Annotated in this window: 25 protein-coding genes; 12 read left to right on the top strand and 13 right to left on the bottom strand. The window is 60.8% G+C overall.

Translation table 11 applies throughout. The features are described 5' to 3' along the window. Nucleotides 1-234 precede the first annotated feature (234 nt). The gene (gene purD / locus WKI89_RS03455; protein ID WP_337867829.1) at nt 235-1,476 is read left to right on the top strand and encodes a phosphoribosylamine--glycine ligase; all 1,242 of its coding nucleotides are present in this window, start codon (nt 235-237) and stop codon (nt 1,474-1,476) included. A 14-nt stretch (nt 1,477-1,490) separates the two neighbouring features. Here the strand turns inward: purD and WKI89_RS03450 are convergent, their stop codons facing one another. The 8 genes from WKI89_RS03450 to rpmH form a co-directional block, all read right to left on the bottom strand. Next, nucleotides 1,491-1,688: a hypothetical protein gene (locus WKI89_RS03450; RefSeq protein ID WP_337867828.1), complete on the bottom strand. Its 198-nt coding sequence runs from the start codon at nt 1,686-1,688 to the stop codon at nt 1,491-1,493. Between the two features lie 21 nt (nt 1,689-1,709). Continuing rightward, the gene (locus WKI89_RS03445) at nt 1,710-2,486 is read right to left on the bottom strand and encodes an inositol monophosphatase family protein (RefSeq protein WP_337867827.1); all 777 of its coding nucleotides are present in this window, start codon (nt 2,484-2,486) and stop codon (nt 1,710-1,712) included. A gap of 30 nt (nt 2,487-2,516) precedes the next feature. Further along, a complete protein-coding gene (gene prmC / locus WKI89_RS03440; protein ID WP_337867826.1) occupies nt 2,517-3,413 on the bottom strand; it encodes a peptide chain release factor N(5)-glutamine methyltransferase in 897 nt (298 codons plus the stop codon). After that, a complete protein-coding gene (locus tag WKI89_RS03435) occupies nt 3,400-4,014 on the bottom strand; it encodes a R3H domain-containing nucleic acid-binding protein (protein ID WP_337867825.1) in 615 nt (204 codons plus the stop codon). Before WKI89_RS03435 ends, prmC begins: the two co-directional genes overlap by 14 nt. 124 nt (nt 4,015-4,138) lie before the next feature. Continuing rightward, nucleotides 4,139-5,515: a YidC/Oxa1 family membrane protein insertase gene (locus tag WKI89_RS03430; RefSeq protein ID WP_337867824.1), complete on the bottom strand. Its 1,377-nt coding sequence runs from the start codon at nt 5,513-5,515 to the stop codon at nt 4,139-4,141. A 16-nt stretch (nt 5,516-5,531) separates the two neighbouring features. Continuing rightward, entirely contained in the window at nt 5,532-5,789 is a 258-nt protein-coding gene (gene yidD, locus WKI89_RS03425) for a membrane protein insertion efficiency factor YidD (protein ID WP_337867823.1), read from the bottom strand. A 47-nt stretch (nt 5,790-5,836) separates the two neighbouring features. After that, nucleotides 5,837-6,169 (bottom strand): ribonuclease P protein component, encoded by a 333-nt coding sequence (gene rnpA / locus WKI89_RS03420; protein WP_013012432.1) that lies wholly within the window; start codon nt 6,167-6,169, stop codon nt 5,837-5,839. Nucleotides 6,170-6,251: 82 nt separating this feature from the next. Next, nucleotides 6,252-6,410: a 50S ribosomal protein L34 gene (gene rpmH, locus WKI89_RS03415; protein WP_337867822.1), complete on the bottom strand. Its 159-nt coding sequence runs from the start codon at nt 6,408-6,410 to the stop codon at nt 6,252-6,254. 403 nt (nt 6,411-6,813) lie between these two features. Here rpmH and WKI89_RS03410 point away from each other — a divergent pair, with 403 nt between their 5' ends. The 7 genes from WKI89_RS03410 (at nt 6,814) to WKI89_RS03380 (ending at nt 14,274) form a co-directional block, all read left to right on the top strand. Next, a complete protein-coding gene (locus WKI89_RS03410) occupies nt 6,814-7,581 on the top strand; it encodes an ABC transporter ATP-binding protein (RefSeq protein ID WP_337867821.1) in 768 nt (255 codons plus the stop codon). A gap of 63 nt (nt 7,582-7,644) precedes the next feature. Then, the gene (locus WKI89_RS03405; protein ID WP_337867820.1) at nt 7,645-9,585 is read left to right on the top strand and encodes a long-chain fatty acid--CoA ligase; all 1,941 of its coding nucleotides are present in this window, start codon (nt 7,645-7,647) and stop codon (nt 9,583-9,585) included. A 1-nt stretch (nt 9,586) separates the two neighbouring features. Further along, on the top strand, nt 9,587-10,495 hold the full coding sequence (locus WKI89_RS03400) for a branched-chain amino acid ABC transporter permease (protein WP_337867819.1): 909 nt from the start codon (nt 9,587-9,589) through the stop codon (nt 10,493-10,495). Nucleotides 10,496-10,606: 111 nt separating this feature from the next. Further along, a complete protein-coding gene (locus tag WKI89_RS03395; protein WP_337867818.1) occupies nt 10,607-11,683 on the top strand; it encodes a branched-chain amino acid ABC transporter permease in 1,077 nt (358 codons plus the stop codon). A gap of 97 nt (nt 11,684-11,780) precedes the next feature. Beyond that, entirely contained in the window at nt 11,781-12,989 is a 1,209-nt protein-coding gene (locus tag WKI89_RS03390) for an ABC transporter substrate-binding protein (RefSeq protein ID WP_337867817.1), read from the top strand. 57 nt (nt 12,990-13,046) lie between these two features. Further along, nucleotides 13,047-13,865, top strand: coding sequence for an ABC transporter ATP-binding protein (locus tag WKI89_RS03385; protein ID WP_337867816.1), 819 nt, complete (start codon nt 13,047-13,049; stop codon nt 13,863-13,865). 82 nt (nt 13,866-13,947) lie between these two features. Continuing rightward, complete coding sequence (locus tag WKI89_RS03380; protein WP_337867815.1) at nt 13,948-14,274, top strand: metal-sulfur cluster assembly factor; 327 nt, start codon at nt 13,948-13,950, stop codon at nt 14,272-14,274. A 9-nt stretch (nt 14,275-14,283) separates the two neighbouring features. Here WKI89_RS03380 and WKI89_RS03375 read toward each other — a convergent pair whose 3' ends face one another. Next, nucleotides 14,284-14,694 (bottom strand): DUF3197 domain-containing protein, encoded by a 411-nt coding sequence (locus WKI89_RS03375; protein ID WP_337867814.1) that lies wholly within the window; start codon nt 14,692-14,694, stop codon nt 14,284-14,286. Nucleotides 14,695-14,803: 109 nt separating this feature from the next. On the opposite strand from WKI89_RS03375, the gene WKI89_RS03370 reads away from it, so the two are divergent. Together WKI89_RS03370 and WKI89_RS03365 are read left to right on the top strand one after the other, a co-directional pair. Then, nucleotides 14,804-15,226, top strand: coding sequence for a MarR family transcriptional regulator (locus tag WKI89_RS03370; protein WP_337867813.1), 423 nt, complete (start codon nt 14,804-14,806; stop codon nt 15,224-15,226). A 6-nt stretch (nt 15,227-15,232) separates the two neighbouring features. After that, nucleotides 15,233-17,929 carry an MDR family MFS transporter gene (locus WKI89_RS03365; RefSeq protein ID WP_337867812.1) on the top strand — a complete coding sequence of 899 codons (2,697 nt, stop codon included), beginning with the start codon at nt 15,233-15,235 and terminating at the stop codon, nt 17,927-17,929. A 518-nt stretch (nt 17,930-18,447) separates the two neighbouring features. Here WKI89_RS03365 and WKI89_RS03360 read toward each other — a convergent pair. The 3 genes from WKI89_RS03360 to WKI89_RS03350 all read right to left on the bottom strand — a co-directional run bounded on the left by WKI89_RS03360 (nt 18,448) and on the right by WKI89_RS03350 (nt 21,115). Next, on the bottom strand, nt 18,448-18,729 hold the full coding sequence (locus tag WKI89_RS03360; protein ID WP_337867811.1) for a DUF427 domain-containing protein: 282 nt from the start codon (nt 18,727-18,729) through the stop codon (nt 18,448-18,450). A gap of 73 nt (nt 18,730-18,802) precedes the next feature. Further along, a complete protein-coding gene (locus WKI89_RS03355) occupies nt 18,803-20,245 on the bottom strand; it encodes an NAD-dependent succinate-semialdehyde dehydrogenase (protein WP_337867922.1) in 1,443 nt (480 codons plus the stop codon). A 168-nt stretch (nt 20,246-20,413) separates the two neighbouring features. Next, entirely contained in the window at nt 20,414-21,115 is a 702-nt protein-coding gene (locus WKI89_RS03350; RefSeq protein WP_337867810.1) for a M23 family metallopeptidase, read from the bottom strand. A gap of 102 nt (nt 21,116-21,217) precedes the next feature. On the opposite strand from WKI89_RS03350, the gene WKI89_RS03345 reads away from it, so the two are divergent. Both WKI89_RS03345 and WKI89_RS03340 read left to right on the top strand, forming a co-directional pair. Beyond that, nucleotides 21,218-21,595 (top strand): LysR family transcriptional regulator, encoded by a 378-nt coding sequence (locus tag WKI89_RS03345; protein WP_337867809.1) that lies wholly within the window; start codon nt 21,218-21,220, stop codon nt 21,593-21,595. A 169-nt stretch (nt 21,596-21,764) separates the two neighbouring features. Next, nucleotides 21,765-23,177, top strand: coding sequence for a gamma-aminobutyraldehyde dehydrogenase (locus WKI89_RS03340; protein ID WP_337867921.1), 1,413 nt, complete (start codon nt 21,765-21,767; stop codon nt 23,175-23,177). Nucleotides 23,178-23,448: 271 nt separating this feature from the next. Here WKI89_RS03340 and WKI89_RS03335 read toward each other — a convergent pair whose 3' ends face one another. Then, nucleotides 23,449-24,807: an FAD-binding oxidoreductase gene (locus tag WKI89_RS03335; RefSeq protein WP_337867808.1), complete on the bottom strand. Its 1,359-nt coding sequence runs from the start codon at nt 24,805-24,807 to the stop codon at nt 23,449-23,451. Nucleotides 24,808-24,898 lie beyond the last annotated feature (91 nt).

Genomic DNA, 24,898 nt, shown 5'->3' with positions numbered 1-24,898 from the left:
AGATTCGGGGATGTAGCCCCCTAGGGCAACCAACCTCCCCCCGCCCATCGGGATGTGCCGATGTGAGTGGTTTGATACCGGTTCCGCTCCAACCCTTCACCGTTGGACGCAGTCAGAGGTGAAGGGCTCGAGCTGACCGAAGGGAGTAGGCGTGCGTAAGATGGGGTCTATTTTGGGCCGGTTGTCTTCTAGGCCCTATCCCTTTAGACCCCGCCCCCTGTTATTCTTAGCTCCGTGAAAGTTTTGGTTGTGGGTTCGGGTGGGCGGGAACACGCGATTTGCTGGAAGGTGGCGCAGTCGCCGCTGGTGCACGAGCTATATGCCGCGCCGGGCAACCCCGGCATGGCCGAGCTGGCCGAGTGTATTCCCTGGGATGGCGACGTGCAGTGGCTGGCCGACTGGGCCCTTCGAGAGGGCATCGAGCTGACCCTGGTGGGGCCGGAGGGGCCGCTGGTGGAAGGGATTGCCGATGCCTTTATGTCCAGGGGGCTCAAAATTTTTGGGCCGACCCAGAAGGCCGCCATGATCGAAGGCTCCAAGGCCTTTGCCAAGGGGCTGATGACGCGTTTTGGTATTCCCACCGCCAAGCACCGAAGTTTTAGCGATGTCATTGATGCCCTGGCCTACCTCGAGGCGGTGGGGGCGCCCATTGTGGTCAAGGACTCGGGCCTGGCAGCCGGTAAGGGGGTGACGGTGGCAACCAGCCTGCAGCAGGCCAAGCAGGCAGCGGCCAACATCCTTTCGGGGCCGGAGCAGGCCGAGATCGTGATTGAGGAGTTTTTGAGCGGCCCCGAAGTGACGGTGCTGGCGGTTACCGATGGAATGACCATCCGATCCCTATTGCCCTCTCAAGACCACAAACACCTGTTGGATGGTGACACCGGCCCCATGACTGGTGGGATGGGTGCGGTATGCCCCTACCCGCTGGCTCCAGGGGTGCTTACTGAAATTGAGCAGCGGGTGCTCCAGCCGCTGGTGGATGGGCTGCGGGCCGAGGGTATCTTCTACAAGGGTGTCATCTATGCCGGGCTGATGCTCACCGACGATGGGCCGAAGGTTCTGGAGTTCAACGCGCGTTTTGGCGACCCCGAGTGTCAGGCCATTCTTCCGCTCTTGGAGACCGATCTGGTCGAGCTGGCGCTGGCAGTGGTGGAAGGCCGCCTGCACGAACTGGAGATCAGGTGGCGGGCCCAGGCCTCGGCCTGTGTGGTGATGGCCGCGCCGGGCTATCCCAACGACCCCCATAAGGGTCTGCCGCTCTCCCTGCCACCGCATTCACCCGATGGGGTTTTATATTTCCAGGCCGGAACCCGCAAGAGCCCGCAGGGTCTGCTCACCAACGGGGGCCGGGTGCTGAGCGTGGTGGGTTTGGGGCGCGACTTGCGCGAGGCCCTCGAGCAGGCCTACACCGGGGTGGGGGCGGTCAGGTTTGAGCACGCCATATACCGGCGGGATATTGGCCGGAAGGTAATCTGAATGGCTTGCCGGTATCAGTCCGCGCAGTCGCCCAGTGGGTATTTGTGTGCACAGTAGGGGCAGCGCCGCTGCAACCCGCAGGCTGCTACAAAATTCTTGGGTAGCTCCATCCCGCAGGCCAGGCAGACGCGCCGGTTTGGGTCGAGGAACACCTCTGCATCGGCAGCGGGTACTGTGTACCCTCGAGCTTCCTCATCTTTGGAGGATTTCACCTACCAACCCCCTGCTTCTGCCTATCGCCCGTGGATGGTGTCCAGCAAGGGCTGATGAATTAGACCGTTGGAGGCCACCAGGTAGCGGTTGCCCAGCCGATACGCCTCGCCCTGGAGGCCGGTTACCTGCCCCCCGGCCTCGCTGACGATGAGCCAGCCCGCGGCCACATCCCAGGGGTTGAGTTTCACCTCCCAGAAGCCATCCAGGCGCCCGGCGGCCACATACACCAGGTCGAGGGCGGCAGCACCGGGCCGCCGCACCATGAGCCCCTTGGTCAAGGCCCGCTGGAAGTAGGTCAGGTTTTCGGTGTCCTTGTTCACGTCGTAGGGAAATCCGGTGGCCAGAAGGCTGCCCACCAGGGTTGAACGGTTGGAGACCCGAATGGGACGACCATTCAGGTAGGCCCCGCCCCCCTTGGTAGCGGTGAACAGCTCGCCCCGGGCGGTATCCAAAACCACCCCCAGCACTACCTCGCCGTGGACTTCCAGGCCGATGCTCACCGCATAAAAAGGAAAACCATGGGCGTAGTTTACGGTGCCGTCCAGGGGGTCTACAATCCAGCGGAAGGCCCCCTCCTTGTCCTGGCCCTGCTCCTCGCCCAGCACCACATGGTCGGGGTGGCGCATGGCGATGAGTTCTCGAATGGCCGCCTCCGACTCGTGGTCGGCCTGGGTTACGACATCGGTGGGGGTGGATTTGGTGCTTTGGGTAAAGCCTTTTTCCTGGTAGTACTGGTGAATGCCTTTGGCTAAGTGGGCAGCGTCGAGCGCGGTTTGCAGGAAGGCACGCAAGTCCATATTCCAGATTCTATCGCGGTTTTTAATGGGCTATTCGTTGTCCCAGACCAGCAAGCCCGTCTCCTCGTCTTGGGGTTCAGAGGGGGTATGGGAGGGTTTTTGGCAGGCCAGGTAGCGGGGTTGCTGGGCCAGATCGCGGAATACCCTGGCTTCGCGCCAGCCATGGGCGGTGGCTTCCTCGAGCAGCATGTAGACGTTCTCGGGGGCCAGTTCCAGCCACAACCAGCCGCCGGGTTGGAGGGCGTCCCAGGCCTGGGGCAGGAGCGCTCGAGCCACGTCGAGCCCCTCGGGGCCGGCGTAGAGGGCGCGGGCATCCTCGTAGGCCAGCTCGGGCGGGGCCTCCTCACGGTAGCTATCGGGCAGGTAGGGCGGGTTGGAGATTACCAGGTCGAGCCCCGTTAGGTTGGCGGTAAAGGGGGCCTCGAGGAAGGTGACCTCGAGCCCCAGGCGCAGGGCATTTTCCTTGGCGAGCTCGAGGGCTTTGGGGTTAATATCGGTGGCCCAGACTGTGGCCTGGGGCCGCATGGCCTTGATGGCCAGTGCGATGGCCCCACTGCCTGTGCCGACGTCCAGAACCCGTGCCGGCGCATCCAGCGGCAGATGCGCCAGGGCCCGCTCGACCAGCCCTTCGGTCTCGGGCCTGGGGATCAGAACCCCCCGCGCTACTTTGAGCCGGAGCCCATAAAACTCGGTCTCGCCCAGCAGCAGTTGCAGGGGGTGGCCACTCAGGCGCAAATCAAGCATGGCCCAGGCCGCCTCTTCTACGTCCGGTGGAACCGGCTGTGTCAGACGGGCAGCCAATTGCGCATCGTTCAGCCGGGCGGCATGGGTTAGAATCCAGCGAGACTCGACAGCAGGCTTTCCGGCGGCCACCAGCTTTTGCTGCAAGGCTTGTAAAAGCGCCAGGTGGCTTTTACTCGAGGTCATTCTCAGGGGAGGCAGGAGGGGTGGCTGTGCGAGGCAGCACCACCACGTGGCGCTCCTCCCCCTCGCCAATGGAGGTGGTGGTCACCTTGGGATGCTGTTTGAGCATTACGTGAATCATACGCCGTTCGCTGGGGCGCATGGGGGGCAGTTCGATGGGCTGGCCGCTCACCTCCACCTGTAATACCGCGTCGGAGGCCATCCGCCGGATGCGCTCCTCATTGCGGCGGCGGTAACCGGCAGCGTCCAGCACCACCCGGTAGGCCGAGCCAAAGTGTTTAGCCATGGCCACGTTGGCGATAAACTCGAGGCTTTGCAGGGTTTTGCCCTCGCGCCCAATCACCCGCCCCGAGTCGCCCCCCAGAATCTCTACCCGGAAAAGGTTGTCCTCCTGAACAATATCCACCGAGTAGGCCGGGTCGAGGCGCAACAAAAGCCCTACCATGAAGTGCTCGAGGACACTCTTGGGGTCTTGCGACGGGGCGGGCTGGGTCACGATGGGGGCTGTCTCCTCCTCCTTCAGCACGACCTCGGGGGCGGTTTCGTTTTCCCCAATCCCCAGGTCGGATAACAGATCGTCGAGTCCGCGCTTTTTGTCATCCATAACTAATCGTCCGATTATAGCTTACCAGGCATAAGAAACACCGTAACCGGGCGGGCGTCCAGAATTTTTCAAAAAGCACACCGGTACGGCGCATGTGCCGTACCGGTGTGCGTGAACAGCCCGATTAGCTTTTGGCTGGGTACATGGGCAGGCCCAGTTGCTTGTTGATGAACCACTGCTGCCCCACACTGATAATCGTCGAGAGCAGCCAGTATATGGTAACCCCTGCCGGGAAGCTAAAGAGCAGGAAGGCAAAAATCAGGTTAATGAGGATGCCTTGTCGCAACGCATCTTTGTTGCCCGCTGCTGAAAGCCAGGTGGAAGCCAGCAAAACCACCACGTACAAAAAGGGCAGGATATACAAGGGGTCGGGCAGTGCAAGGTCTCTGATCCACAAAAAGCCCTGCCCAAACTCGTAGCCCACCATAATCTTGTACATCAGGAACAAAATGGGCATCTGGAGTAGCAAGGGGAAGCAGCCGCCCAGGGGGTTAATTTTGTGTTCCTGGTAGAGCTTCATCATCTCTTCTTGCTGCTTTTCTTTGTTGTCTTTGTACTTTTCCTGAATTTTCTTGATCAGGGGCTGGATTTTTTGCATTTCGGCCATGCTCTTGAACTGCTGGTGCATCAGGGGCCACATCAAGAGCCGGATCAAAATGGTTACCAGAACAATAGCCAGTACCCAGCTACCCCCCACCAGGCGCTGGGCTTCCTCCAGCAGCCACAGCAGGCCCAGCGAAATTTGGCCCCAGATGTTGGGCTGGAAAACCCCCGGCAGCTCGTAGAAGTTCTCCACGCTCAGGCGCACCAGCTCGTTGGCCCCGCCGTATACCTTAAGGTTGAGGCTACCTGCTGGAACGCTAATTTCGGCAATGCCGGCCCCGTTGAGCTGGGTGAGGGTGATGGGGGTGGGGGTCTGTGGGCGCACAAACATGGCAAAACCCGCGCCCCTTTGGGTCTGCCAGCCCACATACACCGCCGGGCCCTGCCCCGCATTGAGGGGCTGGTTGTTGCCCTGCCCCAGCCACTTGGTGATGGGGGTGTCGGTGCCGCCGATGCCCGTCCAGACCAGCTTGCGCGGGGTGGGGCTTTGCACGTCTACGTCTATGGTCAGGAAACGGGGGTGGACGGTGTAGGTCAGGGTGGTGCTGCCGTCGCTGAAGCGGGCGATGAAGTCGGCGTCGGGGCTGCCCGGTTCCCGGCGGGTAAACTCGCGGCTGGTTGGGGTGAAGCCCTCGAGGGTTCCGGGCGGGGTCTGGCCGGCCCGCACCAGGTTGGGGGCGCGGTCGTAGTTGCCCTTGAAATCGGTGGCGCGCACAGTTTTGATGTACCAGCCCACAATCTGTCCCTGCTCGTTGAAGGCGATGTCGGCCAGGTTGGTGACGGCCACCTTCTCGGGCTTGCCGTCTTTGTTCACGTCTATATCGCGCCACTCGGGGGAGAGGGCCAGGGCGGGGGCCAGGGCAAACACAGCCAAACTTATCCAGAACCAGCGTCTCATTCAGTTGCTCCTTCGTTTACTTAACCGAGTCCAAGGGATTCCAACGGACTCGAGGTCTTTCTGTGGGTACATAGTCCAACCCACCGGGGTGCAGGGGGTGGCACTTGAGAATGCGCTTGACGCTCAGGTACAGACCCCAAAAAGGCCCGTGACGCTCGAGCGCCTCCAGCGCATAATGGCTACAGGTGGGGTAAAAGCGGCAGGTGGGCGGCTTTAGCGGCGAAATAAAGCGCCGGTAGAAACGCACACTTCCCATCAGGAATTGATTCAACATTTCGGACCGACGCTCCAGAATCCCAAGATAGGGCAAACCAACCTGTGTCATTGTACCAGCCCGCTCTTTTTTAGGGCATGGGTTAAATCTTTGAGCAAGTCCCAGTACGACGCCTCTACCGCCTCGGGCTGGGCCACGACCACCATCTCACACGGTGGAAGATGCATTTTCCGCAGAATTTCCCGCAGGCGACGGCGGATTTTGTTTCGCACAGTGGCCTTTTTGGAGACTTTATTCGAGACCACGATGCCCACCCGCACCGGGTTGAAGGCGGTAGGCCGCAACGGAAACCAGCGCACCGTCAGATACTTCCCGCGCCCCACACGCCCCCCGCGAAGGCGCTGGAAGGCCTTTTCACCTTTAAGGGAAGAGAATGGCATGGGCGCGCTAAAGGAGTCAATGAAGCTGCTCGAGGCAGGAAAAAACTCCCCAGCAAGGGGGAGCCGAGAGAACAACCTGGGCCTAACGGCGGAGCTGGGGCTCGCTGCTGACGGTCAGCTTTGCGCGGCCTTTGGCGCGGCGGCGGGCCAGCACTTTGCGGCCATCGGCGGTCTTCATGCGGGCCCGAAAACCGTGGGTTTTAGCCCGTTTGCGCTTGTTGGGTTGCCAAGTGCGTTTCATCGCTTCCTCCAGAGAACTGGCCTAAGGAGCCAGATAAATATACTGCCGGGTCGAGCCAGGCAACCCTAAAAGTGTAGCACAACTAGGCGAAAGCGGGTAGCGGGGGAGTCAGGTTTTGCTGAACCGTCGAAAAAGCTGCCCTCGAGCCAAAAGATATTGGGTTTGGCGGGGTGAAGTATCCCCACCCCTTGCCCGACCAAAAACGGCTTGTTTGTGCAATAGCTGTAATATGACGTTTTTTTGCAAATACCGTCACAAAACGTTGACATACGGGGGGCGCGTAGTTATACTCAGGCCCAACCAAACGCTCGTTTGTTAGTTACCCAAAAGTAGTGCAAGCAACGAAATTTGTTGGCTTTTGGATGGAGGCTGGTGGCAAACCCGATGTTGTTAAGGAGGCCCGGTGCAGCTCAAGGTAGAGAATGTGACGCTCAGCTTTGGCGGCGTGAAAGCGCTTAGCGATGTTTCCCTCGAGGTCGCCCAGGGCGAGCTGGTTTCGGTGATTGGCCCCAACGGCGCTGGCAAGACCAGCCTGCTTAACTGCATCTCCGGTTTCTACCACCCCAGCGCAGGCCGCATTACCTTCGAGGGCCACGACCTGACCCACGCCTCGCCCCACCAGGTCACCCAATTCGGCATCGCCCGTGCCTTCCAGAACATCGAACTTTTTACCGGCATGTCGGTGCTGGAGAACCTGCTGATGGCCCGCCACACCTTCGGTCATTACAACCTGCTGGACAACGTACTAATCTATGGCAGGGCCATGCCCATCGGGGTGGAGAACCGCCGCTTTTGTGAGGAGATCATAGACTTCATGGAGCTCGAGCCCTACCGCAAAGCCCTGGTAGGCAACCTGCCCTATGGGGTACGCAAGCGGGTCGAGGTGGCGCGGGCGCTGGCCCTCTCGCCTAAACTCTTGCTACTGGACGAGCCCATGGCCGGCATGACCCTGGAAGAAAAAGAGGACATGGTGCGCTTCATCCTGGATATCCGGGCCGAGCGGGGCACCACCATCATCCTCATCGAGCACGACCTGGGGGTGGTGATGGACATCTCCGACCGGGTGTATGTGCTGGATTTCGGCCAGGTAATCGCCTCGGGCCTCCCCGATGAGGTTAGCCAGAACCCGCGGGTGCAGGAGGCCTATGTGGGGGTGGACCATGTGGCCTGATGTATCGAAGGCCGGCGACCCAGGCCTTCGGCTTTTGCGCCACAAACCCGCCGGAGGCCGCCCATGATACCTTCCGGCTACGAACTCAAGAAATATACCCTCCCGCAGGTGCTTCAGATGCGGGCTCGAGCCATGCCCAAGCAAGTAGCCATCCGCGAGAAGGACTTGGGCATCTGGAACGAGATCACCTACGCCCAGTACTTCCACCATGTAACCCGTTTTGCTGCCGGGCTGCTCGCGCTGGGTTTTCAGAAAGGTGAGCGGCTGGCGGTGATTGCCGACAACATCCCGGAGTGGCTCTACGCTGAACTGGCAACCCAGTCGCTGGGCGGGATCTCGGTGGGGGTCTATCAGTCCTCGCTAGCGCCCGAGATCGCCTACGTGCTTTCCTACACTGGAGCGGCCTTTGTGGTGGCCGAAGACCAGGAGCAGGTAGACAAGCTCCTGGAAATCCGCAGCGAAATTCCCAGCGTGCGCAAGGTCATCTACGAAGATCCTAGGGGAATGCGGGCCTACCGGGACGACCCCTGGATTGTCGGCTTCGACGAGGTGGAGCGGCTCGGCGAAGAATACCTGCAAAAGCACCCCCAGGCCGTCGAGGAACGCATCGCCCAGGGCCGGCCCGAGGAGGTCTGCCACCTCTCCCTCACCTCCGGTACCACGGGCCGCCCGAAGGCTGCCATGCTGATGCACCGTAACCTGCTGCACATGGGGGTGGCGCTACAGGAGATTGACCCCCTAAAGCCCACCGACGACTACCTGTCGTTCCTGCCCTTCGCCTGGATCGGCGAGCAGATGATGTCGGTGGGGATGGCCCTGGCCGGTGGCTTTGCAGTCAACATGCCCGAGTCGGTGGAAACCGCCATGAGCGACCTCAAGGAGATTGGGCCGCACGTGATGTTCAGCCCGCCCAGGGTCTGGGAGGGTACACAGAGCCAGATCTGGGTGCGCATCTCCGAGACCTACCCCTTCAACCGCTGGGTCTACCAGCAGATGCTCAAAATTGGCTACCGCGCCGCCGACTACCGCATGCACGGTAAACCCATGCCCTTGGGGCTGCGCCTGGCCTACTGGTTAGCCGACCAGATCATGTTCAAGCCCCTGCGCGACCAGCTCGGCTTTTTACGGCTGCGCCGGGCGTATACCGGGGGGGCGGCACTGGGCCCGGATGTCTTCCGCTTTTACCACGCCATTGGGGTCAACCTCAAGCAGATCTACGGCCAGACCGAGATTATCGGGATTGCCTTTGTACACCGCGACGGCGATGTGCGGGCCGATACGGTGGGGCTTCCGATTCCTGGCGGCGAGGTCAAAATCAGCGAACGCGGCGAAATTCTGTGCCGCTCAGACGCGGTGGTGGCGGGCTACTGGCAGAACCCCGAGGCCACCGCTGAGACCTTCGCCGAGGGCTGGCTGCACACCGGCGACGCTGGCTACCTTACGCCCGAGGGGCACCTGGTGGTGATTGACCGGGTATCGGACGTGATGCACACCAGCGCCCAGCAGATGTTCAGCCCGCAGTTTATCGAGAACAAGCTCAAGTTCAGCCCCTATATCAAGGAAGCGGTGGTGTTTGGCGACCAGAAGCCCTTCCTGACCGCCTTCATCAACGTAGACCCCCAGACCGTGGGCAAATGGGCCGAGGATCGCCGGATTGCCTACACCACCTACATTGACCTCTCGCAAAAACCGCAGGTGGCCGAACTTATCCGCAAGGAAGTCCAGACTGTCAATGAGGGGCTGCCCGACCCCCTGCGCATCCGGCGGTTTGTGTTGCTGTATAAGCTGCTCGATGCCGACGACGACGAGCTAACCCGCACCGGCAAGGTGCGCCGGAAGTTCATCATGCAGCGCTACCAACCCATTGTGGATGCGCTGTATGGCGGCACCGACAAAGTACAGGTAGATACCGAGTTCAAATACCAGGACGGCACGGTGCAAAAGGTCTCGGTAGAGGTAGGGGTGCTCGAGGCCGACGGAAAGCCCGAATTGGTGGGGGTGTAGTGTGGTTGACTTTGTGCAAAACCTCATTTCCGGTGTGGCTGTGGGCTGCATCTACGCCCTGGCGGCGCTGGGGTTTGTGCTAATTTACAAGTCCAGCCGGGTTATCAACTTTGCCAACGGCCAGTTTATCGCCATTGGGGCTTTTTTGGCCTATGCCCTGGCCGTGTGGGTCAAGCTGCCCATATGGCTGGCGGCGCTGGCCTCCATGCTGCTGACGGCGGGGCTGGGTTTTCTGGTGGAGCGGGTGTTTTTGCGCCGGATGGTGGGGCAGCCGATTATCTCGGTCATCATGGTGACCATCGGCCTGGCCAGCGTGCTAGATGGGCTAATGTATCTAACTCCGTTTGGTTCAGGCAACTTTACCTTCCCGGCTTTTTTGCCCGCAGGAGGGCTCAATCTGGGGGCCATCAACATCTCGTACCCGCAGCTTCTGGCCATTGGCTTTACCGTGGTTTTCTTGCTACTTTTTGGCTGGTTCTTCCAGCGCTCAGTGCTGGGGGTCTCGATGCGGGCCGTGGCCGACGACCAGATGGCCTCGATGAGCGTGGGGGTCTCGGTGCAGCGGGTGTTTGCCCTGGCCTGGGCCGTGGCCGGTCTGACTGCAGCCGCAGCCGGTATTGTGGTGGGGACAGTCTCGGGCTTGAACCAGGATGGCCTGATCGCCATTGGTCTGGCGGTGTTCCCGGCGGTAATTCTGGGCGGTTTGGACTCGGTACCGGGGGCGGTGGTGGGGGGAGTTGTCATCGGTATCCTGCAGTCTTTTTCCACTGCCTACCTGGACGGGCTTTTCAGTCAGATTGGCCTGGTGGGGGGTGGTTCGCAGTACGTGATGCCCTTTGTGGTGCTGCTGGTTATGCTGTGGTTCAAGCCACACGGACTGTTTGGCACCGAGGAGATCGAGCGGGTATGATTCCAAGCCTGGTAATGAGTGGCTCAAAAGGTTGGGAAAACGTCCCTCGGACGCGCAGAGTTGGTATGAGCCAACCATCGAAGCTTGCACTTTGCCGCACCGGAGGTGCCCATGCGTAACCCCTGGGCCCAGACCGGCAACTACCGCACCTCCTACGTGCAGGACACCACCATTTTTGCCAACTACCGCGAGATTGTCTCGGTGATGTTGCTGCTGGTGGCCCTTTGTGTACTGCCCACGTTTTTGGAGCGCTCGCAGGTGCTGGTGCTCAACTTCATCCTGATTTACGCCATTGCGGTGCTGGGGCTCAACATCACCACCGGCTACGCGGGCCTGATCAGCGTGGGACAGGCGGTGTTCATGGGGGTAGGGGCCTATACGGTGGCCCTGAGCGCACCCAGCCTGCCTTTCTGGCTGACCATTCCCCTGGGGGGTTTTGCGGCGGCCATCATCGGCTTTATCGTGGGCATCCCCAGCCTCCGGGTCAAGCACCTCTACCTGGCGCTGGCCACGCTGGCTTTTCAGGAGATTTTTGTCTGGGTGGTGGGGCGTAGCCCGGCCCTGGCCCAGGGGGCGGCCATTCCGGTAGAGATGCGCAACTTTTTGGGTCTGGAGATCGGCTTTCGCAACCATAACTACTTCTGGTACTACGTCATTTTGTTCGTGTTGGTGCTGATGGTGATGGCCTGGCGTAACCTCTTGCGGGGCAAGTATGGCCGGGCCCTGATCGCCGTACGCGACAACGACCGTGCTGCCGATGCCATGGGCATGGATCCGGGCCGCACCAAGCTGATAGCCTTTGCCCTGGGGGCTTTTTATGGCGGGGTGGCCGGGGGTTTGCTGGCCTATATGCAGCGGGCGGTGGTGGTGGAAGAGTTTACCCTAGGCCGCTCGGTGGCACTCCTCGCCATGGCCATTGTGGGTGGGTTGGGAACCGTGGTGGGCAGTATGCTGGGCCCGGCTTTTATCGAGTTCTTGCGGCTTTACATGGAGCGGCTTTCCGAGTGGATGAAGTCCAATGCCTTCATCCAAAGCATCACCCCGGCTGGGGTGGATGTGGCCTCGGCCCTGTTGCCGCTCTCCTTCGGCTTGGTGATTGTGCTGTTTTTGATTTTTGAGCCGAGGGGCCTCTACAACTGGTGGCGGCTTTTGCGAAGTTATTTCCGAACGTGGCCTTTCAAGTACTAGGGGGCATGGGAGAGGCTTTTTCCACCTTGCAAGTAGGGCAACACCGCGTTAAGCGCGTTGCAATCAGAGCTGAAGTAAACAGAGCAGAGGAGGCAACATGAAGCGAGCAATAGTGTTAGCAACGGTGGCATGCCTGGGGCTGGCTATGGCCCAGGGGCGCACGGTGAACCTGCTGTGGTCGGGGGCTGTGACCGGCCCGACCTCGGACGTGGGGGGGCCTTACGGGGCGGGCGTGGAGGACTACTGCAGGTACGCCAACGAGCAAAAGCTGATCCCCAACGTAACCCTGAACTGCACGGTGCGCGACGACCAGTACCAGAACCCCAACACCCAGCGCATCTTTGAAGAAGCCCTGGATCGGGCCAAGCCGGCCATGTACCTGGGCTACTCCACCGGGGCCATGCTGCAACTCAAGCCCCTTATCAACGAGGTGAAGATGCCCACCCTTCCGGCCTCGGCCCATATCGGACTGATTGACCCGCCCAACAACCAGTACATGTTCTTGCCGGTGAGCAGTTATTCCGAGCAAGTGGTGGCCTTGATGGAGTACATCAACCGCACCGAGAAGAATGCCAAGATCGCCCTGGTGGTCAACCCCAGTCCCTTTGGACGGGCGGTGGTAGATCATGCCCGCCGGGCCGCCCAGCGACTGGGGCAGACCATTGTGGATGTGCGGGAAGTGGGGGGCGGCAACCTGGACAATACCGCTTTGCTGCGGGCCTTGGATGCGGCAGGGGCTCAGTTTGTCATCCACCAGAACGTGGCCGGGCCGGTGGCCAACATCCTCAAGGATGCGAAGCGCTTGGGGCTGGACAAGAAGATTAGACAAATGGGGGCCGTGTATACCGGTGGCGCCGATCTGATCCGCCTGGCGGGGGAGGCCGCTGAGGGTTTCTTGTGGGCCAGCAGCTACTTCACCCTGGACGAGAACGCACCGGGCATCAACCTACAAAAACAACTGGCCCAAAAATACAACCGCAGCGCCGATATCCTCAACTCCACCAACTACACTGCCGGGATGCTGGCGGCGGCCATCGCGGTGGAGGCCATGCGCCGGGCTGGGCAGCGTTTTAATGGGCGCATTGACAACGAGACCGTCTACCAGGCCCTGATTGGTATGAACGGCCCCAACGCCTTCAAGCCCGGCTTTGCGGTTTCGACCAAGGCCGGTATCGAGATTGACTTTACCCGTAGCGAGCAAACCGGAGCCGAGGGTTTGCGGGTGCTGGAAGCCAAGGGCGGCAAGTTTGTTTCGGTGACCGACCCCTTCACCTCGGCGCTGTTCCGTCAGGTGCGCAACCAGTAGTACCAATGCCCCATGGCCGGTAGCTTGGTACCGGCTATGGGTGACCAGCGAGGTTATATGCACCCTGAAGACCTGGGCCCTATTTTGCTGGAAGTTAACAACATCGAGGTGGTGTATAAGGACATCATCCAGGTATTGCGCGGGGTGTCGCTGAAGGTACCCGAGGGGCAGATCACCGCCTTGCTGGGCCCCAACGGCGCCGGAAAAACTACCACCCTGCGGGCCATCTCGGGGCTGCTGGTGCCCGAGGACGGCCAGGTGGTCTCGGGCTCCATCCTGTACCGGGGTGAGAACATTGCCAACAAGCCGCCCGAGCAGATTGTGCTAAAAGGCATTGTGCAGGTGCCGGAGGGGCGGCGGGTGTTCAAGCACCTGACGGTGGAGGAAAACCTGCGGGTGGGTTCGGCCACCCGGCGGGATGGAGCCAGGGTGAAGGAGGACTTGGAGCGCATCTACCACTACTTCCCCAAGCTGGCCCTGATCAAGACCCGCCTGGCGGGCTACTGCTCGGGGGGGGAGCAGCAGATGCTGGCCATCGGGCGGGCACTGTTGGCAAATCCACGGCTACTGCTGCTGGATGAACCCAGCCTGGGGCTGGCCCCCATGTTGGTGCGGGAAATTTTTGACATCGTAGCCCAGATCAACGCCGAGGAAGGCGTGACGGTGCTGGTGGTGGAACAGAACGCTCGAGTGGCCCTCTCGGTGGCCCACTATGGCTACATCATGGAGTCGGGCCGGATTGCCCTGGAAGGCACCAAGGACTACCTGGAGACCAACCCGGATGTAAAGGAGTTCTATCTGGGGGTAGCCAAGTCGGGTGGGCGTAAGAGCTTTAAGGATGTCAAAAGCTACCGACGACGCAAGCGCTTTATGTGAAGGGGAAGAGCGAGCACAAGCTCGCTCTTTTTTTGGAACGTAGGTCAGCTTGTGCAACCCTGGCCTAAAGTACCATGGGGCCATGGAGACCACACTGCCCACCAAAGAACAGGTGCTGGAGGCCCTCAAGGTTGTGCGCGACCCGGAGATTCCGGTAAACGTGGTGGACCTGGGGCTGGTCTACGACGCCGAAGTTAAGGAGGGGGGCATGGTAGACATCACCATGACCCTCACCTCCATTGGCTGCCCCGCGCAGGATATCGTCAAGGCCGATGCCGAGATTGCAGTCATGCGGCTGGAAGGCGTCAATGCGGTGAACGTGGATTTTGTCTGGACGCCCCCCTGGACACCGGCCCGCATGACCGAGGACGGCAAGCGCCAGATGCGGATGTTTGGCTTTAACGTCTGACGACCTGCCCTACATACGGCTGGTGAACTCCCGCTTGACGTAGAGCACGGGGTCGGTGGGGTTGGCGCTGGCCATGATGCGCTTTGGTGCTTCATCCGCCTCGAGCTCAAACAAGGCAGCGTACTCGGAGGGAGGAATCACAGCCTCCCTAAACTCGGTTACACCACGCTCGATAAACCAAAGGGTTAGCTCTTTGAGGGCCGTGTCGCCCTCGAGGCCGAACCGCGGGCCGAAAGCATCCCGGCTCAGGACGCGGTGTTTACCTTGTTGCACAAAGAGGGCAAAGCGGGCTCTGGCCCGCTGGTCTTGCCAGTCGGTGATGTAGGTTACGGTGGCCTCGGGAAAATCGAAGCCTTTCAGGGCCTCTTTGAGGGCTTGAAGGGTTTCTTGGGGAGCGCCGCGAAGGCCAACAATTTCCATGCCCTCATTCTAAAGCGGCCTTTGCCGTGGCGGTGTTTTATTTATGAAAAGTTGTTATACAAATATTTTGCTTGACAATACTTTATTTTGGAAGTATATTGATAAAAGTATGACCTGGGGCTTACTGACCAACCTATGGCGACTATCCCGTGGTTTGCGAGAAGAGGCGGTGCCCTACCTCGAGCACCTCGGTTTAGCCCCGACCGACCCCTGGCTCTTGGCCGAAATTGAGCGGCATCATTACCCCACCGAGGCCGTGCGGGCCATGCAGATGCCAGCCCCTACCATCAGCCAGATGTTGAAGCGGCTCGAGCAGGCTGGGCTGGTGGTGCGCTCGCTCGACCCTGCCGACCTGCGCCGCTACCGCTTTGTGCTGACCGAGACAGGCCAAACCGTGCTGGAGGAGAGCCGCCAGCACATCCTAAAGGCCCTGGAGCGCCGCCTGGAACGGCTGAACCCTCAGCAGCGCCGGCAGTTTGCCGAATGGCTGGAGATTCTAGCACGGGAAGAAGCCCCTGTTCTAAAGGAGTAAGCTACCATGAACCCCTCACCTGAAACTGCTTCCTACACACCTCCTAGCAGCACTTCCCGGGAAAACCGGCTCACCCTTATCGGGATTCTGCTGGGGCTTTTCCTGGCCGCGCTCGATCAGACCATCGTCTCGACGGCGTTGCCTAAAATTATCGCCGACCTCAACGGCGCCGAGCTGTACGCCTGGGTGACCACCGCTTACCTGCTGGCCTCTACCGTTTCGGCCCCCATCTTTGGCCGCCTGACCGAGCTTTTCAGCCGTAAGGCTATTTTGCTGATTGCTATAGCCATCTTCCTGCTGGGTTCGGCGCTGGCGGGTGTATCACAGAACATGCCAGAGCTAATCGCGTTCCGTGGGCTTCAGGGGATTGGCGGTGGGGCCTTATTTGCCCTCGCCCTGACCACCATCGCGGTGCTCTTCCCCCCGCGCGAGCGCGGACGGGTGGCGGGGCTCTTCGGAGCCATCTTTGGGGTGAGCAGTGCGGTGGGGCCCTGGCTGGGGGGGCTCCTGACCGACCACTTCTCGTGGCACTGGGTGTTCTACATCAACATGCCCGTGGGGGCGGTAGCTTTGTGGTTCATTCTGCGCTATATGCCCCGCCTGAGCCCGGAACACCGCGAACGCTTTGACTATCTGGGGGCCGCCTTGTTGGTGGCCTGGACGGTACCGCTGATGCTGGCCTTTTCCTGGGGGGGCAGTACCTACCCCTGGCTGAGCGCTCCGATTCTGGGCCTTTTGGGGTTGAGCGCGCTGGCCCTGGTGTTGTGGGTCTGGTCGCAGAACCGTGTGCAGCAGCCGCTTTTTGACCTTTCGATTCTGCGCGTGCGTAGCTTTAGCCTGGCCTCGGCGGCGACCTTTTTCTATGGCCCCGCTTTCCTGGGAGCGGTGGCTTTCTTGCCCCTGTACTTACAGGTGGTTAAGGGGGTCTCGGCCTCGGCTTCGGGGGTGACGGTGCTGCCCCTCACGCTGGGGGTGGTCTTAGGGTCCGCCGGCAGTGGGCTGCTCTCGGGGCGGCTGGGCCGCTTCAAGCCCCTCTTGCTGCTGGGAACCGGCTGGCTGCTGGCTATTTTCCTCACCCTGCACTTCTTGATTAAGGTAGATACCCCCCTCTGGCTGGCGGTGCTGTTTTTCTTCCTGTTGGGGCTGGCGCTGGGTCCTGCTCAGTCGCTCCTACAGATTGCTGCCCAGAACAACGTACCGCCCCAGCGCCTGGGCTCGGCCACGGCTTTTACCCAGTTGATGCGGCAGATTGGTTCAACGGTGGGCATCGCCCTGATGGGCACGCTTTTAGCCAAGAACCTTACTGCCGAGACCTGCAAGGTGTTCCCCGATGACGCGGCCTGCCGTCCGGGGGCTTTGGTGCAGCAGAGTAACGAAGCAGGAACCGGTCTTAATCTTGATGAGCAGTTTGCCAAGCTCGAGGCCCAGATCGTGGCCGCCCTTAAGGGAGACACCCAGGCCTACGCAACCCTGCTGCAGGATGCCCAGGTGCCTGCCCAGGTGAAGGAAGGCCTGATCAAAGGCGGTATCCCGGCGCAGTTTCAGCAGCTCGAGGGCCAGGTAATAGCAGCCCTCAAAGGCGATGTCCAGGCCTACGAGGCTCTAATGCGCGACCCCAATCTGCCGGCGGAGTTCAAAGCCAAGCTGGTGAAAGGCGGCATCCCGGCCCAGTTTGCGCAGCTAGAAAATCAGATGGTAGCAGCGCTCAAAGGCGACCCCAAAGCCTACGAGGCTCTGATGAACAACCCCAACCTGTCGGCGGAGTTCAAAGCCAAGCTGGTGAAAGGCGGCATCCCGGCGCAGTTTGCTCAGGTGCAGGGTCTGGTGCTTGCGGCCCTCGAGGGGGATGCGGCCGCTTACAACCAGCTCATCCACAACCCGCAGATTCCGGCCGACCTGAAGGCCCGGCTGGTGAAAGGCGGCATTCCCGCCCAGTTTGCGCAGCTAGAGAAGCTGCTTTTGGCGGCCTTGAATGGGGATGCTCAGGCCTATCAAGCGGTGCAGCAGAGCCCGCAGATACCCCCTGCCTTCAAAAGCCAGATTCCGCAGGGCGGCCTGGCTGCGCAGGTCGAGGCCCAGCTACAAGCAACCACGCGCTTGATCGAGGCGGCCTGGCAGGGGGATGAAAGCGCACAACAAGCCCTGCGCCAGAACCCCAGGCTCGACCCCCGCCTGCGGAGCCTGCTCGACAACCCGCCGCCGGTTGAGGCCCGGGCAGGGGTGCTGGCCCAGGTGCGGGCTAGCCTCGAGGCCCAGGCACCTCAGCTCAAGGCAGCCGCTTTCCAGCAGGCAACAGCCCAGATTAAAGCGGGTCTAGAGCAAGCTCAGGCCCAGGCCCTTGCCCAGGCCATCGCCGGGGTCAAGGCGGGTCTGGCCCAGGCCCAGGCCAAAGCCCAGGCGGCGGCCATCGCGGCAGTCCGGGAAAACCTGCACAAAGCCCAGGCCCAGGCGCTGGAGCAGGCCGTGCGGGCCACCCACGAGAACCTGGCTAAAGCCGAGCAGCAGGCCCTCGAGGAGGTGCCCCGCAAGGTGGTAGCGCAGCTCGAGGAAACCAAACTCAAGCTGCACCAGGCCCTCAGCAACGGCATTACCAACGCGGAGAAAAATATTTTCCTCTACGCGGCCCTGTTCGTCCTGCTTTCAATGGCCTTTATCCTGCCCTTGCCCAACGAAGAACTGCGCAGCCGGGGGGCTCGAGCCTGAAACAACCTTGAACTGGCCTACCTGCAATACACCCAGCACAGCGGCTTCGGCGGTGCTGGGTTTTTATGGCCGCCACATCTCATACCGTTTCCGCTTGAATCCTTTACCGCCCGCCGCAGTCAGAGGTGAAGGATTCAAGCCGACCGAAGGGAGGAGAAAAGCATTTCGGTAGTATCGTTTAGGCTTGCCGAAGTGAACGATACTACCGAAATGCGTATCATAAGAAGTCCTTTTGAGTTATTCCCTTAATATCCCCCGGCCACCAGTGGAATAGGGTGTAGCCCTGGGTAAGCGCTGGCTGGGTTAAATGGTGTTGTAGTCGGAGTTCCAACCGGGGGCGGCGCTGACGTTGGGCCAGTTGCATGGCTCCACTTTAGTGGAAAGAGTATTGAAGATTTCTTATCAGAGTATCAGCTACAACGCCCTGTCCCCAGGCAGCGTTGCGCGGGTAGGCGGTTTTCGCCCAATACATCAGACACGGTTACCTCTGCTCAAGGAAGGCTATGGTCTCAGTAGCGCTACTCGATAACGCTAACGCCCTTCCAGAACGCAATGCGCCCGACGATCTGCTTGGCCGCTTCCTTGGGTTCAGGGTAGTACCAGGCCGCGTCCGGGTTAGTCTGCCCGTCTACCTCGAGGTGGTAGTAGCTGGCTACGCCCTTCCAGGGGCAGGTGGTGCGGGTGGAGGAGTCGCGCAGGAACTCCCGCTTTACCGATTCGGCGGGAAAGTAGTGGTTGCCCTCCACTACCACTGTATCGTTGCTTTCTGCGATTACCTGGCCGTTCCAGATGGCTTTCATGCCTCGAGGTTAGTGCAGTCAATCGAGCCGGGGGGTATCGCAACATACAGATGGAAGGCCGGTAAGGCTGGGTTCAGGGCAGCAAGAAAGAGATGAGCTTGGTTTCCAGGTACTCTTCCATGCCCCAGTGCCCACCTTCCCGACCCAGGCCGGAGTTCTTGTAGCCGCCAAAGGGCAGGTTGGAGCCCATCGCGCTGGGTACAGGGTCGTTCACGCCCACAATGCCATATTCCAGGGCCTCGGCCACCCGGAAGGCCCGGGAGAGGTCGCGCGTCCACACATACGCGGCCAGCCCGTAGTCGGTGTTGTTGGCCCAGGCGATGGCTTGGTCTTCGTCCTCGAAGGGCATCAGGGGGGCTACTGGCCCAAAGGTTTCTTCCTCCAGAATGCGCATTCCGGGCTGGATACCCGTAAGGACGGTAGGGGCATACAATAGCCCACCCAGAGCCTTGCCTCCAGTAGCTACCTTGGCTCCTTTGGAGAGTGCATCTTCCACATGGGACACTACTTTATCCAGGCCTTGTTGCTCGACCAGTGGCCCTACATTGGTGCTGGCATCGAGGGGATCGCCTACCTTCAGGTTGCTTACTGCTTCGGCCAGGGCACTGGCGTAGTCGGCCTCGAGCTTCTTGTGCACATAGATGCGGTTGGTGGTCACACAGGTCTGGCCAGCATTGCGGTACTTGGAGAGCAGGGTAAACTGCACGGCCTTTTCGAGGTCGGCGTCCTCGAAGACGATAAACGGGGCGTTGCCGCCGAGCTCGAGCGAGACCCGCTTGAGGGTATCGGCCCCCTGGCGGTAGAGGATTTTGCCCACCGGCGTGGAGCCGGTGAAGGTGATCTTGCGGATGCGCATATCCTCCATCAAGACCTTAGAAACCGGCACCGGATCGAGTGCAGGTAGCACTTGCAGGGTTCCGGCAGGGCCGCCGGCTTCTTCCCATAGCTTGGCTAGATAGAGCGCGCAGAGGGGGGTCTGTTCGGCGGGCTTGACGATGATGGTACAACCCGCTGCCAGCGCGGGTGCGGCCTTGCGGGTAATCATGCTGGTAGGGAAGTTCCAGGGGGTGACGGCATACACTGGCCCTACCGGCTCATAGACTGCCATCTGGCGCTTGTGAGGGAAACGCGAGTGAATCAGCTCACCGTTGACCCTGGTAGCTTCCTCGGCGCACCACTCCACAAAGCTGGCGGCATATAATACCTCCCCTTTGGCCTCGGTAATGGGCTTACCCATTTCCAAAGCCGTTAGCCGCCCCAGTTCTTCTTGGTGGGCGACGAGCAGGTCGTTCCACTTGCGCAGAATCTTGCCCCGCTCAAAGCCGGTCAGCTTTTTCCACTCCTTAAAAGCTGCCACAGCGGCGTCGGCAGCCATTTTTGCTTCGGCCTCTCCACAATCGGCCACGTCCGCCACCAATTGGCCGTTGTAGGGGCTCTTGACCGTAAAAGTTTTGGAGGTTTTGTGCCACCGACCGCCCACATACGCGAGACTTGGAAAATCGAAATCTTTGACCATAGCAATGCCTAGCATACTCCTGGGCTACCAGACCGGTGATAGGGGGAGGCTCGCAATTAGAGCCCTCTTCATATTGGCTTAGCCGGTTAATGGGCAATGAATGGCGTCAGGGTAGGGATAGACCATTCCTCAACAGACACGGCTCGAGGGAAGCGCGCGATAAAAACCCTAAGGGTTGCGGGCAGGGTTTACGCTAATGGTTCGCCAGTCACGATCGGCCAACAGGGGAAGAGGGTCAATGACCTTGTAGTCACAGGTGCGCCTACTACCCGAGTACACCCCGAAGTGCAGATGTGGAGGGGTGGTGCGGGCATTGCCGGTATTGCCCACATAGCCCAGGAGGGTACGGGTCGTGACCTTCTGGCCCTCCATAAGACCTGTTGCGTAGCGCTCCAGATGCGCGTAATAGTAGCGCCGCCCGCCCGGCCCTACCACAAACACATACAACCCGCCCAACTGCCCCTGACCGATGCGCCAAACAAACCCGCTGGTGGCCGAGTAGACGGGGGTTCCCCTGGGGGCAAAGATATCCTGCCCTTCATGGGTTCGCCAACCGCTGCGGGCTGCGCCAAAAGTGTTGGCGACTTGTCGCACACGTGCACCTTGCACCGGCATGGCCAGTCGGCGGTCGGGCTCTTTGGGCAGCAGCGCCAGATAGCTTTGTAGCTTTTCCCGGTAGGCCGCCCAGCGTTCCCGCTCTTTTCGTTCGGCTTCGGTGCGAGGCTCGGGACGGTTCCAGGTTGGAGGCTTACATACACTTCCAGGCTGTGTATCGAGCTCGCCTCTGCTGCTTTGCGCTAGGACTTCACCACTTCCGAACGTGAGTGTGAGTATCAGGGCGTAGCCACCCATCTGCTGGATCAAAGGCATATATTTAGTTTGCTTCCTCGAGATTAGTTTTGCAAAAGAGCTATTCAGGGGTTGCTAAAATGACTACACTAAAACTATCGGTTCTGCCAATAGGAGCTTTTGGTGCAAATATCGCTCAAGCAGTTGGTTTACTTCATTGCGGTAGCCGAATCGGGCTCGATATCCAGGGCCTTGACCTCTCTGAACGTGACCCAATCAGTTGTAACGGAGGCCATCAAGAAGCTAGAAGTTAGCCTGGGGACCGACCTCTTCACCCGGCATGCCCGTGGGATGATTCTAACCCACGCCGGGCACCAGTTTTTGCGCCACGCCCACGAGGTGCTGGCCGCGCTGCGCAACGCCGAGCAGGCCATCCGTGAACGCCCCATTACCAACGTGGTGGCGGTCTTCGTGATGCTCATAACCTTCTTGCCGATTGTGTTGGCCCAGTGGCTGACCCGCGATACAGACGATCTGCATGGGGGAGGAAAAACGGCATGAGGGTCGGTGTAGGGTATGCGGTACAACGGTAAACGCAAAATGCGAGGAGTCAGTAAGCAAGAATTGTGGCAGAGGTCAAATCTAGTTGTGGAAAGGCCGGATACAACCAGTTCTACCAGAAGAAAGGAAACCAACCATGGCAACCAAAACACTGATTGGACAAAGCAAGATGCTGATTGATGGGGAATTTGTGGCTGGGGAAGGTACACCTTTGGACATCCTGAACCCGGCTACTGGCGAGGTATTGCTGAAGCTGCCGGAGGCGTCGGTAGAGCAGGTCAAACAGGCGGTGGCAGCGGCTGAAAAAGCCTTCGATGCATGGTCGCAAACCACTCCTAAAGACCGTTCACTGTTGCTTTTGAAATTGGCCGACAAAATTGACGAGCAGGCCGAGGAGTTTGCTCGGCTGGAATCGCTCAACTGTGGCAAACCCTACCTGGCGGCGCTGAATGATGAAATCCCGGCCATTTCGGACTGCTATCGTTTCTTTGCGGGGGCTGCTCGTTCGATGACGGGTGCGCTGGCTGGTGAATACCTGGCCGGCCATACCAGCATGATTCGCCGTGATCCCATTGGGGTGGTGGCCAGCATTGCACCCTGGAACTACCCGCTGATGATGGCGGCCTGGAAGCTAGCCCCGGCGCTGGCAGCCGGAAATACCGTGGTCATTAAGCCCAGCGAGCAGACTCCCCTAACCACCCTCAAGCTTGCTGAGTTTATGGCGGAAATATTCCCGCCGGGAGTGGTGAATGTGATCACCGGGGTAGGGGAGACGGTGGGTGCCGCGCTTACCCACCAGCCGGCGGTGCGGATGATCTCGCTCACCGGTGATGTGGCCACCGGCAAGCGGGTGCTTGAGGCCGCCGCCAGCAGCCTCAAGCGCACCCACCTCGAGCTCGGCGGCAAGGCCCCGGTGATCGTGATGGACGACGCCGACCTCGAGGCCGCCGTGCAGGGCATCAAAATCTTTGGCTACTACAACGCCGGCCAAGACTGCACCGCGGCCTGCCGGGTGTATGCCGGCAAGAAAATCTACGATAAGTTTGTGGCCGAGCTGTCCGATGCGGTCAAGTCCATCAAGGTGGGGGCCCAGACCGACGAAGGGGTGGAGATGGGCCCCCTGATTACTGAGCGGCAGCGGGCCCGGGTGGCCAGCTTCGTGGAGCGGGCCAAGATGCAGAAGCACATCGAGATTACCGCCGGTGGACACCCCGTGGAGGGCCGGGGCTTCTTCTACGAGCCCACGGTGGTGGCCGGGGCCTTGCAGTCCGACGAAATTGTGCGGCGCGAGGTGTTTGGGCCGGTGGTCTCGGTTACCCGCTTCTCCGACCCCGAGGAGGCCATCGCCTGGGCCAACGACTCCGACTACGGCCTGGCCAGCTCGGTCTGGACGCAGGATGTGGGCAAGGCCATGCGCATTGCCAGCCGCTTGCAGTACGGCTGCACCTGGATCAACACCCACTTCATGCTGGTCAACGAGATGCCCCACGGCGGGCTCAAGCAGTCGGGCTACGGCAAGGATATGAGCCTGTACGCGCTCGAGGACTACACCGTGGCGCGGCATATTATGGTCAAGCATTGATACCAGTTTCGCTTGCGGTGTAATCAAAGGTGAAGCGGTTCAAGACGATCGAAGGGAGTAGGCGTGCGTTCCGGTGGCGACGTTTAGACTCGTAAGAGCGAATGATATCGCCGGGAGTATGAGAGACCTGCTGCTCAATGGCGAGCGAGGGTTTAGAGTACGCACCCTTGCCTAGGATGAGAACATCCCCTTCATGGGGCTGGGAGCCTGGAGAGGGCTTGCTCGAGTCCGGGGGAGAGCGTCCCTCACCCATGCCAACGCCGATTCGGGGCTAAAGCTGGCCGGTATCGCCCCAGTCCCGTAGCCGTTGCTGGTAGGCCGGGTCTTGGTAGCGCGACAGTAAAAAGGCCGGGGCGTAGCTGGGCAGGGGCGCGCCGGTCAGATGGGCCGCCAGCAGTTCCCCTGCCGCGCAGGCCGCCATGACCCCAAAGCCCGACAAAGCCCCCACCAGATAGGCCCCCTTGACCGGCAGCGGGCCAATCAGGGGGCGGTTTTCCTGGGTCTTGAGATAGTAACCGCCGTCTATCCAGGGCCTGGGGGCTTTCTCGAAGTACTGCCGCAGGCCGGGCAGCATCACCGAGAAGCCGCGCAGGGCCACGTCGGCGTAGTGGGGCTCCGGGGGGATGGGGAAGGTGGGTGTATGGGGCTCGGTGTGGTAGTTGTACAGCACGATTAAGGTGGTGCTTTCCCCGTGGCCGTCGGGCCGGCCATGCACCCCCGAAGGCAGCCGCTCCAGCAGCCATCGGGTGGAGGCGTCCTCGGCCAGCAGGGCGCGCTCCTGGGGGCTCCAGGGCAGTTCCACTTCGTCCAGCCAGATCAGCATGGGGGCCTCGCGGGGCACCACGCCCAGGTGCTCACTGAAACTCATCTTGCGGTGTAGCTCGGCAAACACCGGCAGCTCGACCCCCAGCAAGGCCGCCACTTCCCGCTGCATGGGCCCGGCGGCATTGACGAAGGCCGGAGCCTGGATGAACAGCAGACTGCCATCCTTCTGCTGCACCTGCACGCCCTGCACCGCGCCCCCCGCAGTCTCGACCCCCACCACCTGGCCCTGCACCAGCCGCACCCCGTGGCCTCGAGCCTCCTCCAGCAGGTACATCCCCAACTGCTGGGCCGAGAGCCACCCCGCCCGCCGCACGTGCAGCACGGCCTGGGTGTCGGGGGACAGGTAGGGGAAGTGCTGGCGAATCAGGCTTTGCGAGGTAATCAGGTCGGCCCCGTCCTGGGGGCCACCGGGGTAGGCCGCAGAAGGGCGGCTGTGCACCCGCAGGGCCCCCGCACCCTGCTGGGCGGCCTGTTCGGCGGCCTGGGCCAGCCGCTCAATTTTGCTGGCCTCGGCGGTGGCGTACAGGTAGCCGCGCCGGTTGAGCTGGATGCGGTTGGCCGACTGCTGGGCCATCCCCTCCAGCAGCTCGATGCTGCGGTTCATATAGGCCAGCATGGCTCCGTCGGGGCCGGGCCACCAGTTGCGGTAGGCCTCGGTGGACTTGTCCGAGGTGAGCGAGAGCGGGTCGCCCTGCTCAACGATCACTACATCCTTCAGACCCCGCTTTACCGCCAGGTGATAGGCCGCCGCCACCCCGGCAATGCCGGCCCCACAGATCACGACCTCGGCTGTTTGCTCTAGCATAAGGTGTATACAGTATACAAATAAACCACGAAATGGCACTTGTCGGGTGATCTGTATACTGCAATAAGATTCATACGCGCGTTGCTCTAAC

This window comes from Meiothermus sp., assembly GCF_037443965.1.
Taxonomy (GTDB): domain Bacteria; phylum Deinococcota; class Deinococci; order Deinococcales; family Thermaceae; genus Meiothermus.
The sequence above is the reverse complement of the archived record's forward strand: the minus strand, read 5'-3'. Positions and strand labels throughout refer to the sequence as shown.

Bases quoted from the DNA above. Each gene is read 5' to 3' on its own strand.
- prmC (WP_337867826.1), bottom strand. From the start codon at position 3,413: ATGACCTCGAGTAAAAGCCACCTGGCGCTTTTACAAGCCTTGCAGCAA.
- rnpA (WP_013012432.1), bottom strand. From the start codon at position 6,169: ATGCCATTCTCTTCCCTTAAAGGTGAAAAGGCCTTCCAGCGCCTTCGC.
- WKI89_RS03385 (WP_337867816.1), top strand. From the start codon at position 13,047: ATGCACCCTGAAGACCTGGGCCCTATTTTGCTGGAAGTTAACAACATC.
- WKI89_RS03350 (WP_337867810.1), bottom strand. From the start codon at position 21,115: ATGCCTTTGATCCAGCAGATGGGTGGCTACGCCCTGATACTCACACTC.
- WKI89_RS03430 (WP_337867824.1), bottom strand. From the start codon at position 5,515: ATGAGACGCTGGTTCTGGATAAGTTTGGCTGTGTTTGCCCTGGCCCCC.
- WKI89_RS03380 (WP_337867815.1), top strand. From the start codon at position 13,948: ATGGAGACCACACTGCCCACCAAAGAACAGGTGCTGGAGGCCCTCAAG.
- WKI89_RS03395 (WP_337867818.1), top strand. From the start codon at position 10,607: ATGCGTAACCCCTGGGCCCAGACCGGCAACTACCGCACCTCCTACGTG.
- yidD (WP_337867823.1), bottom strand. From the start codon at position 5,789: ATGTTGAATCAATTCCTGATGGGAAGTGTGCGTTTCTACCGGCGCTTT.
- WKI89_RS03340 (WP_337867921.1), top strand. From the start codon at position 21,765: ATGCTGATTGATGGGGAATTTGTGGCTGGGGAAGGTACACCTTTGGAC.
- WKI89_RS03390 (WP_337867817.1), top strand. From the start codon at position 11,781: ATGAAGCGAGCAATAGTGTTAGCAACGGTGGCATGCCTGGGGCTGGCT.
- WKI89_RS03355 (WP_337867922.1), bottom strand. From the start codon at position 20,245: ATGGTCAAAGATTTCGATTTTCCAAGTCTCGCGTATGTGGGCGGTCGG.
- WKI89_RS03375 (WP_337867814.1), bottom strand. From the start codon at position 14,694: ATGGAAATTGTTGGCCTTCGCGGCGCTCCCCAAGAAACCCTTCAAGCC.
- rpmH (WP_337867822.1), bottom strand. From the start codon at position 6,410: ATGAAACGCACTTGGCAACCCAACAAGCGCAAACGGGCTAAAACCCAC.
- WKI89_RS03445 (WP_337867827.1), bottom strand. From the start codon at position 2,486: ATGGACTTGCGTGCCTTCCTGCAAACCGCGCTCGACGCTGCCCACTTA.
- WKI89_RS03405 (WP_337867820.1), top strand. From the start codon at position 7,645: ATGATACCTTCCGGCTACGAACTCAAGAAATATACCCTCCCGCAGGTG.
- WKI89_RS03335 (WP_337867808.1), bottom strand. From the start codon at position 24,807: ATGCTAGAGCAAACAGCCGAGGTCGTGATCTGTGGGGCCGGCATTGCC.
- WKI89_RS03360 (WP_337867811.1), bottom strand. From the start codon at position 18,729: ATGAAAGCCATCTGGAACGGCCAGGTAATCGCAGAAAGCAACGATACA.
- WKI89_RS03370 (WP_337867813.1), top strand. From the start codon at position 14,804: ATGACCTGGGGCTTACTGACCAACCTATGGCGACTATCCCGTGGTTTG.
- WKI89_RS03365 (WP_337867812.1), top strand. From the start codon at position 15,233: ATGAACCCCTCACCTGAAACTGCTTCCTACACACCTCCTAGCAGCACT.
- WKI89_RS03435 (WP_337867825.1), bottom strand. From the start codon at position 4,014: ATGGATGACAAAAAGCGCGGACTCGACGATCTGTTATCCGACCTGGGG.